We start from the raw sequence: 16,621 nt of genomic DNA, 5'->3' as shown, positions 1-16,621 counted from the left end.
CGCCTCAAAGCAAAGGGGCTGGCTCCGCCGGCCCCTTTGTGCGTTGTACCAGCCGAAGTCTGAAACAATCGGAGTAAAGTCATGCGAAAGATGCTGCTTCGCTTTCTGCTCTGCCTTCCTGCAGCTGCGATGCTGGCGCCCGGCGGTGCCGCGGCGCAGGGCGTCTTCAATATGGGCATGCTGACCAATACCCTGTCCCAGGGCGGCAGCACCCAGTCCGAGAGCGCCCGGGCGAGCACGAGCAACGTGTTTCGGTCGATGACGCGTGTGCCGCGCTCCGCGACGGTCAACCGCGCGGCGATCACCTATCGCCCAAGCACGACAGTGCGCCAGCGCAACATGCAGCAATTCGTCGCCCGGCTCAGCCGCGTCGATCCGAAGGGCGCGGCAGATTTGCAGCGGACCTTCGCGCGCCGCGATGTGGTCGCCGAAGTGGGCGGCGTGATGCGGCCCGTCGGGCTCAACCCCAACAATGTCGCCGACGCAATGGCGATGTACCTGGTGGCTGCCTATTATGGCGTTCGGGGCTCTGTCGACAGCAAGCCCTCCGATTACAAGGCAGTGAGCGCGCAAATGGCGCGCGCGATCAGCACCACTCCGGGATTTGCGAATGCCAGCGATGCGCTGAAGCAGGAAATCGCCGAGTCGATGCTCGTCCAGGCGGTATTGGTCGACCAGGCGATTCAGGCGGCGCAGAAACAGCCTTCGGCAATGCCGGGGGTCAAAGCGGCGATCGCCAAGGGATCGCGCGCGGCTTTCGGTTTCGACGTGACCAGGATGCAGTTGGGGCCGGACGGCCTCAGCTGAGGCTCCCGGCTCAGTCCGAGGGGTAGAAGAGCAGCCCCGCCAGCGCCGCGAGCTCGCGCATCCCGTCCAGCTCGAGCTTGCGCGCGACGTTGGACAGATGAACCCGCACGGTATTCTCGGCCATCAGCAGCAAGGTCGCGATATCGCCGTTCGAGCGGCCCCAGCCGAGAAAGCGGATGCAAGTGATCTCGGTCGGGGTGAGCTGCAGCAGCGCCTCGCGGTGACGCTTCGGCACGCGCGCCGCCTCGATCATATGCTCGCCCAAGGCGACGCGCTCTGGCGCGCCGGGCATCGCATCGGCCTTGCGCAGCAGCTCGGCAATCGCGGCGAGGCGCTCGTCCTCGGTCATCGGCGCAGGGGCGGGCGCGGCGGCGCTCAATGCGTGAGTCCGCGCAGGATGTTGAGGATCACGTCCGGACGGCTGAGAATGTCGCGGGTGATCGCCTCGATGAACGAGCCGACGAGCAGCAGGATGATCGCCGTCGCGGCGAATGCCTTGATCGACATCGACAGAGTGAAGACGTTGAGCTGCTGGGCGAAGCGGTTGATCAGGCCAAGGCCTACGTCGATCAGGAAGAGAACGGTGAGCACCGGCGCGGCGAACAGCGTAGCGAGCACCATCAGCCGGCCGAACTCGGCTTCGAATAGCGCCAGCCCGCGCGCATCGAGCGTCGGCATCGGCGCGGCGACCGGCCAGAGCGCATAGCTTTCCATCAGCACATGGACGAGCAGCGATAGTCCGCCCGAGAAGATGAAGACGATCCCGGCGAGCCGGCCGAGAAACGCGCCGTTGAGTGAGGTCTGGTGGCCCGAGAGCGGATCGACGATCTGCGCCATGGTCGCCCCGACCTTGGTGTCGATGATCTGCCCCGCCGCCTCCAGCGCCCATAGCACCGCGCCGAAGAAGAAGCCGATCACCAGCCCGACGAACACTTCCTTGGCGAACATCGCGCCCCATTGGCCCGGACCCATCATCGACACGTCGAGCGTTGGCTGGAGCGTCAATGAAACGATGCCGAGCGAGACGAGGATCGAGTTGCGTACCATCGCCGGAATCAGATCGGGCGAGAAGATCGGCATCAGCATGAAGGCGACCGCGATCCGCGCGGTCGCCACGCCGAGCAGGAGCATCGGATCGCTCCAGCCGGTCACTGGATCATCGTTGGGAATTCGCTGAAGATGCGGTCGCTGTAGCGATAGAGCGACGCGCCGATCAGCGATGCGGTCACGAACAGGGTGAGCACGATCGCGAAGAACTTGGCGGTATATTGCAGCGTTTGTTCCTGGATCTGCGTCGCCGCCTGGACGATCGCGACGAGCAGCCCCGCCACAGACGCGACGATGATCGGCGGCGCCGACAGGATCAGCACGAGCCACAGCGCATCGTTGGTGAGGCTGACGAAGTCGCCGTTCACGGAGCCGCTTCCTCAGGCATAGGACAGCACCAGCCCGTGGCTGAGCTTCACCCAGCCGTCGACGAGCACGAACAGCAGCAGCTTGAACGGCAGCGATATCGTGGTGGGCGACAGCATCATCATCCCCATCGCGAGCAATATGTTCGAGATGACGAGATCGATGACGAGGAATGGCAGGAATATGAGGAAGCCGATCTGGAAAGCGAGGCTCAATTCCTTCACGACGAAGGCCGGGATGACGATGATCAGGTCGCGGTCGGTCATCTCCTTGGCGTGCTCGGGATTGCCGACGCGTTGCGCGGTGCGGAGGAAGAAGGCGCGTTCGTTGGCGTCGCTGTGCTTGATCAGGAACTCGCGCAGCGGCTCCTTGCCGGCGTCGATCGCAGTCGAGATCGATGCTGTGGATTGCATCACGCTGCCCTGGACCTGCCGCGCGGCAATGGCGTCCTGCATCTGCTGGCCGACCGGATACATGACGTAGAGCGTCAGGATCAGCGCCAGGCCGTTGAGGACGATGTTGGGCGGCACCTGCTGGAGACCCAGCGCGTTGCGCAGCAGACTGAGCGTGACGACGATCTTGGTGAAGGACGTCACCATCACTGCGAAGAAGGGCGCCAGCGCGAGCGCGACGACGACGACGAGTGCCGAACCGGGCGTGAAGCTCGAAAGTTCCATCACGCTTCCCCGTCGACAGTGACTCCGGTGATCAGCACGCCGAAGCCTTCGCCGACCGCGACGAGTTCGCCCTCGGCGACGCATTGCTCGCCGGCGATCACGCGTACCGGCAGCGTGCCGCCGCTCGCGGGCAGGGGAAGCACGCTGCCCTTGCCGAGCGTGGCCAGTTCGGCGGCAGTCATCCCCGAGCCGATGATCTCGATCGTCGTCGGAAGCCGAACATCGGCCCAGCCTGGATCCCCGTCCGCCGGAAAAGGCGCGGACGCCTCGTGCGATCCGTCTATTGCGGCATCATCCTGCAAAACGAGCACCCCGTCATTGAATGCGATTCGTGCGCGTTGCGCATCGTTGCGGCCCGGCAATGATAACTTCGTGACCGGTATGCCGGTTCCCAGCAGCAGCAAATCGCCGGGCGCGATCGCGGCCATGCGCGCGGCGCCGACGGCGGGACCGTCGAAGCGCGCAGTCCAGCGCAGCCTGAGCCCGCCGATCGCGGTCGCGGCGAGCTCGATCTCCGCAAGCGGCTCTACCGCCATCTCGGGTGGGACCGCGAGGAGCAGGCGGTGTTGGATGACGCCGTTCGCCGTCGTCGCGTCGAGCCGCAGCAATACCGGATCACCGGCATAGCTCTTGTGCAGCCCGGCGGGCTGGAGTTCGCAGCCGAGCACGAGCTCCAGCGCGCCGACCAGCGGCTCGATGCGACCCAGCGTCGCGGCGGCGGCGGCGGCGTCGACGCTGCCTTGCGCACCCGAAACGCGGGCGAGCGCGCCGTCGACCAGCAACGGCGCGACCTGCACGAGATGCTCGCCGCTGCGGAACTGGATCCATGCGACGGCCGCGCGCCGGTCACGCTCGGTGGCGAGGCGAACGCCGGTCTGGAGTTCGTCGATCAACCGCCGGTTGAGCGCACCGATCAGCGTCGTCTGCAGCTGCGCCCGGCCTTGATCGATCGCGCGGAGGTTTTTGCGGAGCGGTTCGAGGGGCGCGTTCACTGGATCGTCTCCGAGGCGGCCGGGACATCGACCTCGGCCTCTTTCGCTGCGCCCCAGTTGCGCAGCAGCGAGATCGATCCCGATGTAACGCCGACCAGCATCAGCTCGCCTTCGGCCTCGACCAGCACCAGCCGCTCGCGCTGGCCAACGGGGAGCGCGCGGACGAAGCGGATCTGGCGCTCGGCCACGCCATTGGGGCCGCCCAGGCCCCGGTCTTGCCAGCGCCGCAGCGCGCGCAGGCTGACCCATGCCAGCCCGAGCACCACCGCAAGCGCGATGATCGTGCCGAGGAGTCCGGAAAGCGCAGCGCCGATCGTCGAATCCATCAATGCGGCCCCATCAGTTCGCGTTTATCAGTTCGGGTTCGGTGAGATCGGGAGCCGACTGGCCGTCGCGGACGCGCTTTGCCCACAGGATGATCTGGGCGATGGCATCGAACATGTCGCGCGGGATCAGGTCGTCGGGCGCACCGTCCTCGTATAGTTTTCGCGCGACCTGGACGTGGCGGATGATCGGGATGCCGGCCTCTTCGGCGGCCGCGCGCATCGCCGCGGCAAGCGGTCCCTCGCCCTTTGCGGTCATCATCGGCACCGGGCAGCTCGCTTCGTCATAGGCAAGCGCGATTGCGATGTGCGTCGGATTGACGACGAGGACATTGGCGTCGCGGGTGGCGGCGACGGCGTTCTGATTGGCCCATTCCTCGTGAAGCTGGCGCCGGCTCGACTTGATGAGGGGATTGCCTTCGTTCTCCTTGGACTCTTCGCGGATGTCGCGCATGCTCATCCGCAGCTTCTTGATGTAGCTGTGCTTCTGCCACGCCATGTCGAGCACCGCGACGAGCAGGAAGGCGCCGAAGGTCCAGAGCAAGGCGGTGCGCACCAGCGAGCCGGTGAAGATCAGGATCGAGGCGGCGGCGGAGCGGCCGTCGGTTTCGGCCACGGGCAGCAGCACCGGGCCGGTCCGCTCGATGATCTCGGCGAGCGAGCCGCGCAGCACGAGCCAGACGACGAACACGATCAGCGCCGCCTTGGCGAGGGTCTTGGCGAGTTCGACGAGGTTGTCCACGCTGAACATGCGCTTGAGGCCCTCGACCGGGTTCATCTTGTCGAGGCTGGGCTTCATTTTCTCGGTAGTGAATACGCCGCCGGCCTGGAGGAACTCGCTGAGCACGCCGGTGACTGCGGCCGGAATCAGCGCGACGGCGGTGATTCCGAGCAGCGCCCAGAGCGCGCTCCGGCCGAGTTGCGACAAAGCAGTGTGGAACGGCGCGTTGCCGCCGATCAGCACGAAGCCGTCATCGAACAGCGCGATGACCTGCTTTCCCGCATAGCCGGCGCCGAACATCAGCACCATCACCCAGACGAACAGAGTCGCAGTCGCGGTGATGTCGCGCGACTTGGCGATATCGCCTTTCTTGCGCGCATCGGCCAGCCGCTTGGGCGTCGGCTTTTCGGTCTTGTCGCCGCCTTCGTTCTTCTCGGCCAATCGCGCCTCCAGCCATACTCGAGCCCCGCCCGAACGACGGACGAGAGGAGAGCGCCGGATGCGTTCGCAGACCACGCCCGACAGAGGCGCGGCAGCTATGTTTCGTGGTTGGAGCGCAGGACCCTGTTGCGTGCCAAACTAAAGCCTATTTCTCAAAAGCCGGAGCGAGGGTCAACTCGCCGAACATGTGCAGTATCGTCACTAAAGCGAAGTAATTTGGTAATTAAACCACCTCGAATCACTTGGATCAGCACGGCATTCCGCAGGCTGTTTCGCTTGCGATACGAATGCTGGGTTCGCGGTGAAGCGCCATTTGGCCGGGATGGATCGGTCAGAATCCGCGATGACTTGACGAAATCGGGGGGTGCCATGCGACGAGTGATCGGCGTAGCCTTTATTGGCCGGATCAAGGTCCGGATCGCAGGACCCAATGCGAGCCAGACGATCGTCAGCAACGCCCTTCCACGGGCTTGCAGGGAGGTCGTGTATGCGCTTTTCAGGCTCTTTCTCGTCGCTCGGCTTCGCGTTGAAGCTCGTTGCGTTCGGGGGTGCCGCCGTGGCAGCAATTCCCGCACAGGCGGGCAATTGCGGCGCTGCGGCGATCGGCACGCGATATACCGAGGCACTGCGTTTCTGCGGCCCATCGGCTGCGGAGGCTCCCCGCGCCGAACCCGAGGCGGTCGTCCTTCCGGAACGCAGCTCGGTGAGCGTGAGCATGCCGGGGTTCCAGAAGCGGCTCGCTTTGGCGACTCGGGCGGTGCGCACCCGCGGTGGCGGTGCCAATGACGCGCTGATCACCTCGGTCGCATATCGGTACCGCATCAATCCGCATCTGCTCGCTTCGATGGTCAACGCCGAGTCCGCCGGCCGCCAGCGGGCAGTGTCGAACAAGGGCGCGTTGGGGCTGATGCAAGTGATGCCGGCCACTGCGCGCGGTCTTGGCGTCCGAAATCCGGATGCCTTGCTCGACGACCCCGTGCTCGCGATGCACACCGGCGCCAAGTATCTGAAGCAGCTGCAAGGCCAGCTTGGCAACAACGTGCCGCTGGTGGTCGCCGCCTATAACGCGGGCCCCGGCGCGGTGATCAAGGCTGGCCGGAAAGTGCCGCGCTATCGCGAGACGCAGGCCTATGTCCGCAAGGTCGTAGGCGGCTACCAGGCCGCGCAACGCGGCGGGGCGCGCTGAGGCCCGCGATGAGCGTCGAGCGGTATCTCGCCAGCAGCAATGCGGCCAAGCCGCAGCCGCTCTCGGCGCGCATCGCGGACCTGTTCCTCATCGTCGGCGTGGTCGCGATCGTCGGGCTGATGATCCTGCCGCTCCCGACCTTGATCATCGACATGCTGGTGGGCGTCAACATCACCTTTGGGGTGATGCTGCTGCTCACAACGCTCTACATCCGCGGCCCGCTCGATTTCTCGTCCTTCCCCTCGATCCTGCTGATCTCGACGCTGTTCCGGCTGGCGCTGTCCATCGCGACGACGCGAATGATCCTCGTCGAGGGGCATGCTGGGCACATCATCCAGACCTTCGGCACGATGGTCGCCGGCGGCAACATCGTCGTCGGGCTGGTGGTGTTCCTGATCATCACGATCGTCCAGTTCATCGTCATCGCCAAGGGCGCCGAGCGCGTCGCCGAAGTCGCGGCGCGGTTCAGCCTCGATTCGATGCCGGGCAAGCAGCTCTCGATCGACAGCGACCTGCGCTCCGGGCTGATCGACAAGGACGAGGCGCGCCGCCGCCGCCGCACGCTCGAGCTCGAGAGCAAGCTCCACGGCAGCCTCGACGGCGCGATGAAGTTCGTGAAGGGCGACGCGATCGCATCGGTCGTGATCGTCATCGTCAATCTGATCGGCGGCCTCGCCATCGGTGTCATGCAGCAGGGCATGGAGATCAGCGCGGCGACTTCCAAATATTCGATCCTGACGATCGGCGAGGGCCTCGTCGCGCAGATCCCGGCATTGCTCGGTGCGATGGCCGCGGGCCTGATGGTCACACGCTCGACCGATGAGGAGAATGATTCCAATCTCGGGCAGGCGATGCACCGCCAGCTCGTCGCCAATCCGCGCGTGCTGCTCGCGGTCGGCGGGATCTGCTTCCTGATGGCGCTGATCCCCGGCTTCCCCGCCGCGGTGTTCATCGCGCTGGGTTTCGTGGCCTTGTTTTCGGGCGCGGCGATGCACCCGCGGCTCAAGCCACATATGGTTCGGCACTCGGGGCCGATGCGAAAGCTCCTCACCGGCGGGCGCGAGGCGCCCCGACCGGTGACGTTGCTCGCCGAGCCCGAGGCACCCAAGGCCGTGGTGCCACTGCTGCTCCAGATCTCGGGTCCGCAGCCGCCGGTCGACGAAGAGGCGGCGCTTTCCGCCGGGCTCATCGCGATGCTCGAACGGCTGCAATATCGCAGCGGGGTGCCTTTGCCGCGGCTGGCTATTCATTTTCTCGCTCCTGAAGGTCCGCGCGCGTGGCGGCTGCTTGCGTTCGAGCTTTCGGTCGGCGCGGGCGAGGGGAGCGATGCCGAGACCCTGGTCCGCGAAGTCGAGGCGCTGATCCGTCGCAGCCTGCCGCGCTTCCTCGGTGTGCAGGAGGCGGTGGGGCTGCTCAACCGGGTCGGCGACGATTATCCCGAAGTGGTCAAGGAAGCGGTGCGCGCGGTTCCGGCCGCGCGGATCGCCGAGGTGCTGCGCCGGCTGGCCGAGGAAGAGGTCCCGCTCCGCAACATGCGCGACGTGCTCGAAGGCCTCACCGACGCGGCCAATCAGGAGCGTGAAATCGCGCGTATCGCCGATCTCACGCGCATTTCGCTCAAGCGCTATCTGCTCGACGCGGTCGGGCAGGGCGCGGGCATTCGCGCGCTGGTGGTGACGCCGGAACTCGAGACTTTGGTGCGCGAGGCCACGCGCATGGTCGACGGAGTCGAGCGGCTCGCAGTCAAGCCCGAGGTTGCGCGCGAGCTGGTCGCGACGATCGGCCGCACCGCGGCGGAAACCGGCGCCAATGCGCTGGTCACGTCGTTCGAGGTGCGCCGTTCGATCCGCAAACTGATCGAACCCGATCTGTTCGAGCTGCCCGTGCTCGCCTTCAACGAACTCTCGCCGACCATTTCCGTCGAAATGGTCGGTCAGATCGGTCTTCCGCCAGGGGCTTTGGCGGAAGAGACGCAGGCCGCGCTCGCGGCGGAATGACAACGGAGGGCTGTTTGAAGCTTTATAAAAACCCGTCGATGCTGTTGGCTCTCGCGGCCATGCTGCCGGTGCCGCTTGCCGCCGGCGCGCAGACGCCGCCGGCGCAGAACCGCAACCAGGTCTCGATCGTCGCACGCGACCAGCCGATCGCGGCGTTCCTGCGCGACCTGTTCGGAAAGGTGGGGCGCCCGGTGGTGCCGAGCGCCAAGCTGACCGGCACGGTCAACGGCGTGTTCCAGGGGAGCGTCGAGAAGATCTACGGCGACATCGCCAAGGCCTTCAACCTGATCTCTTATTATGACGGCGCGGCGATCTATGTGTACGCCCCGACCGAGCTCGGCGTGCAGAACCTGCCGCTCGACCGTGCCTCCGCCGAGCGCGTCGCGCGGCAGGCGCGGGCGCAGCGGCTGCCCGATCAGCGCAATCTGCTGCGCGTCACCACCGACGGGCTCGTCGTCAGCGGCACGCCGCGCTTCATCGAGCAGGTCTCTGGAATGGCGCGCGGTGAGGGCAGTCTCGCCGATGGTGCACCGGCCGCGCCGGGCGGCGCCTATCCCGGCGGCGGACGCGGCGGCTATTACGATGCGCCGCGCGGGCCGATCAGCCAGCCGATCGAATTCCGCGTCTTCTACCTGCGCTATGCCCGTGCCGAGGATACGCTGATCACTGCGGGCGGACGCGAGACTCGCGTCCCGGGACTGGCGTCGATCCTCCAGAATCTCGTCCTTGATCAGAAGCCCGGCGGCAGCGCGATCGTGCCGTCGCTCGGTGCGCGCCTCGTTCGGCAAAGCCAGCCACGGCTCAAGGGGCAGGGGCTGGACTCGGTTCCGGCGGAAGGATCGCAGGTCCCGATCGGCGGCGGCAATTATGCCGCGACCGAAGTGCTGGGCGGCGGCGACGGCATGGGCCTCGCCGCCCCGCTCTCGCAGGACATAGTTCGGATCGAGCCGAGCGCCTATCTCAATGCGATCGTCGTGCGCGATGTCCCCGAGCGGATGGCGGCATACGACTCGCTGATCCGCGCGCTCGACGTCGAGCCGCAGATCGTCGAGCTCGAAGCGACGATCATCGACATCAACGTCGACAAGCTGCGCAAGCTCGGCATCAATTGGCGCTTCGGCAGCGGCGGCTTCGGCGCGCTGTTCGGGAATGGCAATGCCGATAGCGACGGCCGTCTGCAGCGGATACCCGGCATGAGCCGGCGCGACAATGTCAGCAACATCACGCCTTCGGGGGCGGGCGGGACGATTTCGACGATCATCGGCAGCCAGCGCGAGTTCCTCGGCCGCGTAACCGCGCTCGAGAACAAGGGCGCGGCGCGCATCGTGTCGCGTCCGCAGGTGATGACTTTGTCCAACGTCGAGGCGGTGTTCGATCGGACGCGGACCTTCTACGTCCGCGTGGCGGGGCGCGAGGAAGTCGATCTGTTCAACGTGACCGCGGGCACCGTGCTGCGCGTCAATCCGCACGTCTTCCGCGACCACGACCAGACGCGGATCCGCATGCTCGTCAATATCGAGGACGGCAGCATCAGCCCGGATTCGATGGTCGAGAACATACCCGTGGTCGACCGTGCCAGCGTCGCCACGCAGGGCATGGTGCTCGACGGCGAGAGTCTGTTGCTCGGCGGCATGACGATCGATGCCGACATCAATGACGAGACCAAGGTGCCGCTGCTCGGCGACATCCCGCTGCTCGGCGAGCTGTTCAAGTTCCGCACGAAGCAGCGTGGTCATACCGAGCGGCTGTTCCTGATCACGCCGCGGCTGGTGCCCCTCGCTTCGCGCGCCACCGCGATGGCGCCCGGCGCGCCTACGCCTGCGGCCAACCAGCCGCCGGCGAAGATCCCGGTCCCGTCCAGCGGAACCCTGACGCAATGATCGATGCTTCCGTTCTTCGCGTGCTCAACGGCCGGCTTGCCGGCACCGAGAAGCAATTGCCGGCGAGCGGAACCGTGTCGATCGGCCATCAGTTCTGGCAGGATGTCGTCATCCGCGATCCCGCGACCAAAGGCGTCGCCGTCGACCTGCAGATTGGCGGCGAGGGCGGAGCGCAGATCACGGTGCTGAGCGGAGAGGCGTTGCTGCTCGGCTCGCATCTGGGCGAGGGGCAGACCGCGATCCTTCCGGCGTACGTTCCCTTCTCGATCGGCGGCGTCGCGCTCGCCTGGGGCGATCCCGAAAGCGCGCGCTGGGCCGAAGCGAGCGGCATCGCGGACAGTACGCCCGCGCCGCCGCTGCCCCCGCCTTCCGCGCAGGACGAGGCGATGGCGCTGCTGGGCAAGGCGAGCGAGCAGGTCAGCGGCTGGTTCACGCGCAGGCGGGCGATGGCAGTGGGTGCGGTGGCGACGCTGGCGGCGGGCGCGGCGCTGGCGGTGCCTACGATGGACGCGCTTGGCCTGCGCGGCGATTCGGCGGCGCGTGCCGATCATGTCCTCGATTCCGCGGGCCTTGCGCCGCTGACCACCGCAAACGACGCGGCGACGGGCGGCGTGATCGTCAGTGGCGTCGTCTCGAGCGATGCCGAGCGGCTGAAGGCGCAGGAGGCGTTGCGCGATCACGGGATCGATGCCGCGATCAACGTCCAGACCAGCGCCGAGCTCGCCCAGGCCGCGGCGGACGTTGCCCGCATTCACGGCCTGCAGGCGATGGGCAGGCCGATCTCGCGCACCGGTGTGGAGCTGCGCGTCACGCGACTCACCGACGATCAGCGCCTCAAGCTCGCCCAGGCGATCCGCACCGACGTCAGGCAGCTCGGTCGCCTCGTCTTCCGCGACGATCTGCCGCCGAGGGACGACACTCCGATCCGCACGATCGCCGACGCGACCAAAAAGGTCTCCACCGTCGTCTCCGGGGACCCTGCTTATATCCAGACCGTCGACGGCGCGCGCTATTTCTCCGGCGCGATCATGCCGAGCGGCCACCGCCTCATCGCCATACAGGGAGACACGGTGTTCTTCGAGAAGAACGGCCGCGAGACGCAATTGAAGTTCTGACCATCTGTAGTGTGAAGGAGTAGGATCATGTCGAATACCATCACCACGGGCCTTACCAACATCTCGCTCTCGCCGTTGACCGGCAACAAGATGAACAAGGGCTCGGCGCCCGGTACCTGGTTCGAGGCACTGGCGGATTCGTGGGGCCAGACGCTCGACAAGCAGGCGACGCGGATCGAGGCGATGTCGAACGAAGTGGGCAATAACGGCAGCGACAATCCCTCGCAGATCGTCAAGCTGACTGCAGAATCGATGCGGATGTCGTTCATGGCGAACAGCTCGTCGAGCTCGATCGACAGCGTCGGCAAGGCGCTCGAGACGATGGCCCGCAAGAACTGACGGAGGCGATCATGTCGATCGAAGCCATTGCTGGGGCCATGGCGAGTTCCGCCTTCGCCCCCACGCCGCCCGACATTGTTCAGGCGGGGCCGAACGCTTCCGTGTCCGATATCACCAGCTTCCAGGGCTCGCTATCGGCGATGGGGAATGGTGGCGTCGGCGGCGCGGACGCGCTCGGGCCGGCGATGCAGGCGATGTTCAGCCAGATCGAGCGGGTGAACGGCGAGGCGAAGAGCGTGTCCGAATATGCCAGGGCCGCGCAAGCCAGCGGTTCGGAGATGACTCCGGGCGAAGTGGTCGATCTGACCATGAAGTGCCACGAGTTCATGTTCCACTGCCAGCTCACCTCGAACATCGCGAACCGCACCTCGGACGGCATCCAGCAGCTGTTCCGGCAGCAATCGTGAGGCCTGTCCTGGAGGCCTCACGCGTGGAGAATTGATATGGGCATGTCTGCCCGAAGGATGCGCCCGGCACTGATCGGGCTCTGCCTGCTGCTCGCCGCTTGCGGGCGGGCGGAGCTCTACTCGAAGCTCACCGAGACGCAGGCGAACGAGATGATCGCGGTGCTGCAAAGCGCCGGGATCAACGCCACCAAGCAGGAGAAGGGCGAGGCCGGCTGGATGCTGCAGACCGACAAGGGCGATTTCAGCCGGGCGGTCGAGGTGCTCCACTCGCAGGGCTATCCGCGCGAGGAATTCGCCTCGCTGGGGACAGTGTTCAAGCGCGAAGGGCTGGTTTCCTCGCCCACCGAGGAGAAGGCACGGCTGGTTTATGGCATGAGCCAGGAGTTGTCGCACACCATCTCGGAAATCGACGGCGTTGTGCAGGCGCGTGTCCATCTCGTGCTGCCCGACACGCAGCCGCTCGCCGAGACGGGGCAGCCCGCTTCGGCATCGGTGTTCATCAAATATCGCCCGGGTACCAATATCGACACCCAGATCGGCAAGGTGAAGGCGCTGATCGTCAATTCGGTGCAGGGCCTCAAATATGAGAATGTCTCGGTCGAGACCTTCCCGGCGCAACCCTTGCCGACCGTCGCGCGCAAGGATGGCGGGGAAATGCTCAACGCCAATCTGGTCGGTGTGGGGATCGCCGGCCTCCTGCTGCTGATCGCGGCGCTCGGGTATCCGAGCCTGCGGCGCTGGCAGCAGCGGCGCGCGTCCGTCGCGCGGCGCGAGGGCGGTGCATGAGGGCGGCCGAACAACGCGCGACGCTGGCGGCGATCGGCAACGATCTCGTCGCGGTCGAGGGCGGGCCGGGATATCGCCGGGCGGCCCTGTTGCTGAAGCATCTGAACGGGTGCGAGGATCCCGTGGCGTGCTTCACCGATCTGCCGAGCGCACCCGGCTGGCTCCGTCTGCCGGCAGCGGCGCAGCACAAGCTCGCGCTGCGAGTCGCTTTGCTGTGGATGGGCGACGCGCTGGCGGGCTCGATCGACGGTGCATGGCTGGGCGGGCTTGCCGAGGTTGCGGGCGAGGACCTGCTCGACTGGGCGATCGAGACCATCCCTGCGATGCCCGCGGCGCCCGCGCGCCGGCTCGAGCCGGACGAGCTCGAGATCTACGGCTTCTCGCTGCTGCGCGAGCAGCTGCCGATGCCGCTGCGCGGCTATCTGCCGTGGCGCGCGGATCATCTGGCGCTGTCGTGTCCGCGCGAGGCGCTCGACACTTTCGTTGCCGCGGCGGTCGAGGCGGCGCACGCATGAGCTTCCTCGTGCTTCACGCCGATCGGCTGGCGACCGCGCTCACCGACGACCCCCTCGTGTCTGCGGACGATGTCGGCCGGATGCAGGATGCGCTGGCTTTGCTCGCCGAGGCGGGGCGGATCCGGGCGGGAACCGGCGAGACGATCGATGCCGCGCGCGAGGCGGCGCGGGCAGAGGGATTCGCGGCGGGGCGCGCCGAAGGACTCGCCGCGGCGGAGAGCGAGCGGCAGGCCGAGTTGTTCCGGATCGCGCTGCGCGACGGCGAATTGCAGCGCGAGCGGCAGAAGGACATTGCCCGCCTCGCGCTCGAGGTGGTCCGGCGGATCGCCGGCGAACTGGGCGACGGGACGATGGTGGCGGGGCTCGCCGAGCGTGCCGCGGCGCAGCTCGCGCCGGATACCATGGCTGTGGTGCGCGTCGCGCCGGGTGCGATCGAGGCGGCCCGCGAACGACTGGACGGGCGCAGCGGGCTGAGCGTCGAGGCCGATCCACTGCTCGCGGGGCAGGATTGCGTGATCGAGACTGCGCTCGGCCGCACCCACGCCGGGCTCGACACGCAGCTCGCGCAGATCGAGCGGATGTGGGAGGAAGCGCTCCATGGCTGACGGGCCCGCCAGCACGGTCGACCAATTGCTCGCCGGGCTCCAGCGCAGCCCAACGGTCGAACGGCGCGGGCGGTTGGTCGAAGTGCTCGGCACGACGCTCAAGGTGACGGGAATTGCGCCGCGCGTAGGCGATTTCTGCGAAGTGATCGAACCTTCGACCGGGCGCGTAGTGCCGGTCGAGGTGGTCGGAATCGCAGGGCAGGCGACGATCCTGACGCCGCTCGGCGACGTGCGCGGGCTTTCGGTCGATGCCGAAGTGATCGTGCGCAGCGGCGCGGATCTGGTGCCGTGGGGCGAAGGGCTGCTCGGTCGGGTGCTCGACGGTCGCGGCCGCCCGATCGACGGCAAGGGGGACCTTCCCGCCGATCTCAAACGGCGCCCGCTGCATGCGCCGGCACCACAGCCCATGGAGCGGGCGCTGATCGATGCGCCGCTGCCGACCGGGGTCCGCGCGATCGATACGCTGCTGACGCTCGGGCGGGGCCAGCGCCTCGGCGTGTTCGCGGCGGCAGGCGGCGGCAAGTCGACCTTGCTCGGCATGCTCGCGCGCTTCGCCGAGGCTGACGTGATCGTCATCGCATTGATCGGCGAACGCGGCCGCGAGGTGCGCGAGTTCATCGAGGACGCGCTGGGCGAGGACGGCCTGGCGCGCTCGGTGATCGTCTGTGCGACGTCTGACCGCGCGGCGATGGAGCGGGTGCGCGCGGCGCATCACGCGACGGCGGTCGCCGAAGGCTTCCGCAGCGAGGGGCGCAACGTGCTGTTGCTGATGGATTCAGTGACCCGCTTCGCCCGCGCGCTGCGCGAGATCGGGCTGGCGGCGGGCGAGCCGCCGGTGCGCCGCGGCTTTCCGCCCTCGGTCTTCGCCGAGCTGCCGCGTCTGTTCGAGCGCGCGGGCAACGACGCGACGGGATCGATCACCGGTATCTACACCGTATTGCTCGAGGACGAGGAAGGTGACGATCCGATCGGCGAGGAAGTGCGCTCGATCCTCGACGGGCATGTGATCCTGTCGCGGAAACTCGGCGCCGCGGGACATTATCCGGCGATCGACGTGCTCGCGAGTCTCAGCCGGCTGTTCCCCCGGCTCGCCACGCCGGCGCATCGCGAGGCGGCGACGCGGGTACGCGCGTTGCTCGCCAAGCATGCCGAGATCGAGTTCCTGGTGCAGGTCGGCGAGTATCGTGCCGGCGCCGATCCGCTCGCCGATCGCGCGATCGCGGCGAGGCCCGAGATCGACACGCTGCTGCGGCAGGACACCAGTCGGCCGGAGGACTTCCAGACCTCGCTGATGCTGCTGCGCGGAGTCGCCGGCTGATGCGCGGCGGCGATCAGCGGCGGCAGGCGCAGGTCCTCGTCCGGTTGCGCGAAGTTCGGATGCGGGGCGCCGCGGCGGCGCTTGCCGAGGCCCGTGCGGCGACCGCCGCGGCCGAGCGCGAGCGTGCCGAGGCCGATGCGGCTGCGGATGCGGCGGACGCCGCGATGGCGCAGGCGCGGACGGATCTGACGACCGACCCGGCAGAGGCGGAGCGGCTGCTTGCAATGGTCGATCGCAGCCAGTTCCGGCGCTCGGTGGCACGTAGTGCGCTCAACGACGCACGCGAGGCCGAGCGGCTCTCGTCCGAGGCCGAGGCCGAACGCCGCAAGGCGATGATCCTCGCCCGTGCCCGGCACGACCGGCTGGCCGAGCATGCCGGACAGGCGGTGCGGCGCTGGGCCCGAAGGCAGGAAGAGCGCACCGCGCTCGACAATATGGAGGCACGGAGGCGATCATGACCCGCGTCAGCTCCCCGCATGCGCAGCCGGTGCGCCAGTCGGCACAGGGGCCCGTGCCGGCTCGCGCCCAGCCCGCGCTTGCCGATATCCGGGCAATGAACGAGGCTTTGGGAAAGGCGAAGGCAAAACTGCAGGTAAAGGAGCAGCCAGCCGGCACCGCGCAGCAGAAACCGCTCAAGGGACTGGTGCAGCCCGAACGCCGAGGCGAGACGATCGTCCAGCAACGCGAGGCCTTTGGCGATTCGCGTGACACCGCGTTGCGTCAGGAGCGCGAGGCGCGCGAGCGGCAGGACGGGCTGTTCGGCTTTGCCGGCCATGCCCAGCCGCAAGCCATGGCAATGCTGGCAATGCCCGCCGCGCATGTAGATCCCGGTGCGTTCGCGCAGATGCTCGCCGATCTGTGGACGCGCGAGAACGGCAAGGGGACGAAGGAAGTCACCGTGACGTTCGGCGATCGGGCGTGGCCCGCCACCGGCGCGCGGTTGGTGCGCAACGCCGCGGGCACGCTCGACGTGGCGCTGCTGCTCGGCGACCGCGTGCCGCCCTATGACGGCACGCTGCGCGAGCTGGAGGCGCAGTTGCGCAATGCGGGAGTGAGGCTGGGTAGCCTGTCGACCGCGACGGCGTTCGGCTGAAGGCAC

Annotated in this window: 20 protein-coding genes; 13 read left to right on the top strand and 7 right to left on the bottom strand. The window is 67.3% G+C overall.

All coding sequences use genetic code 11. The features are described 5' to 3' along the window. The first annotated feature begins 81 nt into the window (after nucleotides 1–81). Entirely contained in the window at nucleotides 82–807 is a 726-nt protein-coding gene (locus BR78_RS0119465; RefSeq protein ID WP_029937439.1) for a DUF6683 family protein, read from the top strand. Nucleotides 808–817: 10 nt separating this feature from the next. On the opposite strand, the gene BR78_RS0119460 is transcribed toward BR78_RS0119465, so the two are convergent. Genes BR78_RS0119460 through BR78_RS0119430 form a run of 7 tightly spaced genes read right to left on the bottom strand, consistent with a single transcriptional unit; the run spans nucleotide 818 to nucleotide 5,374 of the window. Next, nucleotides 818–1,186 carry a helix-turn-helix domain-containing protein gene (locus BR78_RS0119460; protein WP_231478344.1) on the bottom strand — a complete coding sequence of 123 codons (369 nt, stop codon included), beginning with the start codon at nucleotides 1,184–1,186 and terminating at the stop codon, nucleotides 818–820. Continuing rightward, nucleotides 1,183–1,959, bottom strand: coding sequence for a type III secretion system export apparatus subunit SctT (gene sctT / locus BR78_RS0119455; protein ID WP_231478342.1), 777 nt, complete (start codon nucleotides 1,957–1,959; stop codon nucleotides 1,183–1,185). Before sctT ends, BR78_RS0119460 begins: the two co-directional genes overlap by 4 nt. Then, nucleotides 1,956–2,222 (bottom strand): type III secretion system export apparatus subunit SctS, encoded by a 267-nt coding sequence (gene sctS / locus BR78_RS0119450; protein ID WP_029937436.1) that lies wholly within the window; start codon nucleotides 2,220–2,222, stop codon nucleotides 1,956–1,958. The genes sctT and sctS overlap by 4 nt, the downstream gene beginning before the upstream one ends. 12 nt (nucleotides 2,223–2,234) lie before the next feature. Beyond that, a complete protein-coding gene (gene sctR / locus BR78_RS0119445) occupies nucleotides 2,235–2,897 on the bottom strand; it encodes a type III secretion system export apparatus subunit SctR (protein WP_029937435.1) in 663 nt (220 codons plus the stop codon). Then, a complete protein-coding gene (locus BR78_RS0119440; protein ID WP_029937434.1) occupies nucleotides 2,897–3,889 on the bottom strand; it encodes a FliM/FliN family flagellar motor switch protein in 993 nt (330 codons plus the stop codon). Before BR78_RS0119440 ends, sctR begins: the two co-directional genes overlap by 1 nt. After that, a complete protein-coding gene (gene fliO / locus BR78_RS0119435) occupies nucleotides 3,886–4,215 on the bottom strand; it encodes a flagellar biosynthetic protein FliO (protein WP_081855868.1) in 330 nt (109 codons plus the stop codon). Before fliO ends, BR78_RS0119440 begins: the two co-directional genes overlap by 4 nt. A gap of 13 nt (nucleotides 4,216–4,228) precedes the next feature. Next, on the bottom strand, nucleotides 4,229–5,374 hold the full coding sequence (locus tag BR78_RS0119430) for an EscU/YscU/HrcU family type III secretion system export apparatus switch protein (RefSeq protein ID WP_051683430.1): 1,146 nt from the start codon (nucleotides 5,372–5,374) through the stop codon (nucleotides 4,229–4,231). A gap of 487 nt (nucleotides 5,375–5,861) precedes the next feature. Here BR78_RS0119430 and BR78_RS21105 point away from each other — a divergent pair, with 487 nt between their 5' ends. Genes BR78_RS21105 through BR78_RS0119370 form a run of 12 tightly spaced genes read left to right on the top strand, consistent with a single transcriptional unit; the run spans nucleotide 5,862 to nucleotide 16,615 of the window. Further along, entirely contained in the window at nucleotides 5,862–6,560 is a 699-nt protein-coding gene (locus BR78_RS21105; protein ID WP_051683429.1) for a lytic transglycosylase domain-containing protein, read from the top strand. An 8-nt stretch (nucleotides 6,561–6,568) separates the two neighbouring features. After that, nucleotides 6,569–8,557 (top strand): flagellar biosynthesis protein FlhA, encoded by a 1,989-nt coding sequence (locus BR78_RS0119420; protein ID WP_051683428.1) that lies wholly within the window; start codon nucleotides 6,569–6,571, stop codon nucleotides 8,555–8,557. Between the two features lie 38 nt (nucleotides 8,558–8,595). Continuing rightward, nucleotides 8,596–10,437 carry a type III secretion system outer membrane ring subunit SctC gene (gene sctC / locus BR78_RS0119415; RefSeq protein WP_156022413.1) on the top strand — a complete coding sequence of 614 codons (1,842 nt, stop codon included), beginning with the start codon at nucleotides 8,596–8,598 and terminating at the stop codon, nucleotides 10,435–10,437. Beyond that, nucleotides 10,434–11,552, top strand: a complete 1,119-nt coding sequence (locus BR78_RS0119410; protein ID WP_029937428.1) for a SctD/MshK family protein — start codon at nucleotides 10,434–10,436, stop codon at nucleotides 11,550–11,552. Before sctC ends, BR78_RS0119410 begins: the two co-directional genes overlap by 4 nt. A 27-nt stretch (nucleotides 11,553–11,579) precedes the next feature. Next, nucleotides 11,580–11,891 carry a hypothetical protein gene (locus BR78_RS0119405; protein WP_025494913.1) on the top strand — a complete coding sequence of 104 codons (312 nt, stop codon included), beginning with the start codon at nucleotides 11,580–11,582 and terminating at the stop codon, nucleotides 11,889–11,891. 38 nt (nucleotides 11,892–11,929) lie between these two features. After that, complete coding sequence (locus tag BR78_RS0119400) at nucleotides 11,930–12,298, top strand: hypothetical protein (protein ID WP_231478341.1); 369 nt, start codon at nucleotides 11,930–11,932, stop codon at nucleotides 12,296–12,298. A 36-nt stretch (nucleotides 12,299–12,334) separates the two neighbouring features. Beyond that, nucleotides 12,335–13,084, top strand: coding sequence for a type III secretion system inner membrane ring lipoprotein SctJ (gene sctJ / locus BR78_RS0119395; protein WP_156022412.1), 750 nt, complete (start codon nucleotides 12,335–12,337; stop codon nucleotides 13,082–13,084). Further along, on the top strand, nucleotides 13,081–13,599 hold the full coding sequence (locus BR78_RS22045) for a hypothetical protein (RefSeq protein WP_029937426.1): 519 nt from the start codon (nucleotides 13,081–13,083) through the stop codon (nucleotides 13,597–13,599). Before sctJ ends, BR78_RS22045 begins: the two co-directional genes overlap by 4 nt. Next, nucleotides 13,596–14,204: a FliH/SctL family protein gene (locus BR78_RS0119385; protein WP_029937425.1), complete on the top strand. Its 609-nt coding sequence runs from the start codon at nucleotides 13,596–13,598 to the stop codon at nucleotides 14,202–14,204. The genes BR78_RS22045 and BR78_RS0119385 overlap by 4 nt, the downstream gene beginning before the upstream one ends. Continuing rightward, nucleotides 14,197–15,522 (top strand): FliI/YscN family ATPase, encoded by a 1,326-nt coding sequence (locus BR78_RS0119380; protein ID WP_029937424.1) that lies wholly within the window; start codon nucleotides 14,197–14,199, stop codon nucleotides 15,520–15,522. The genes BR78_RS0119385 and BR78_RS0119380 overlap by 8 nt, the downstream gene beginning before the upstream one ends. Then, complete coding sequence (locus BR78_RS0119375; protein WP_029937423.1) at nucleotides 15,522–15,980, top strand: hypothetical protein; 459 nt, start codon at nucleotides 15,522–15,524, stop codon at nucleotides 15,978–15,980. The genes BR78_RS0119380 and BR78_RS0119375 overlap by 1 nt, the downstream gene beginning before the upstream one ends. Next, on the top strand, nucleotides 15,977–16,615 hold the full coding sequence (locus BR78_RS0119370; RefSeq protein WP_029937422.1) for a hypothetical protein: 639 nt from the start codon (nucleotides 15,977–15,979) through the stop codon (nucleotides 16,613–16,615). The genes BR78_RS0119375 and BR78_RS0119370 overlap by 4 nt, the downstream gene beginning before the upstream one ends. Nucleotides 16,616–16,621 lie beyond the last annotated feature (6 nt).

The sequence above is a fragment of the Sphingomonas sp. UNC305MFCol5.2 genome (assembly GCF_000712135.1).
Classification (GTDB): Bacteria; Pseudomonadota; Alphaproteobacteria; order Sphingomonadales; family Sphingomonadaceae; genus Sphingomonas.
The sequence above is the reverse complement of the archived record's forward strand: the minus strand, read 5'-3'. Positions and strand labels throughout refer to the sequence as shown.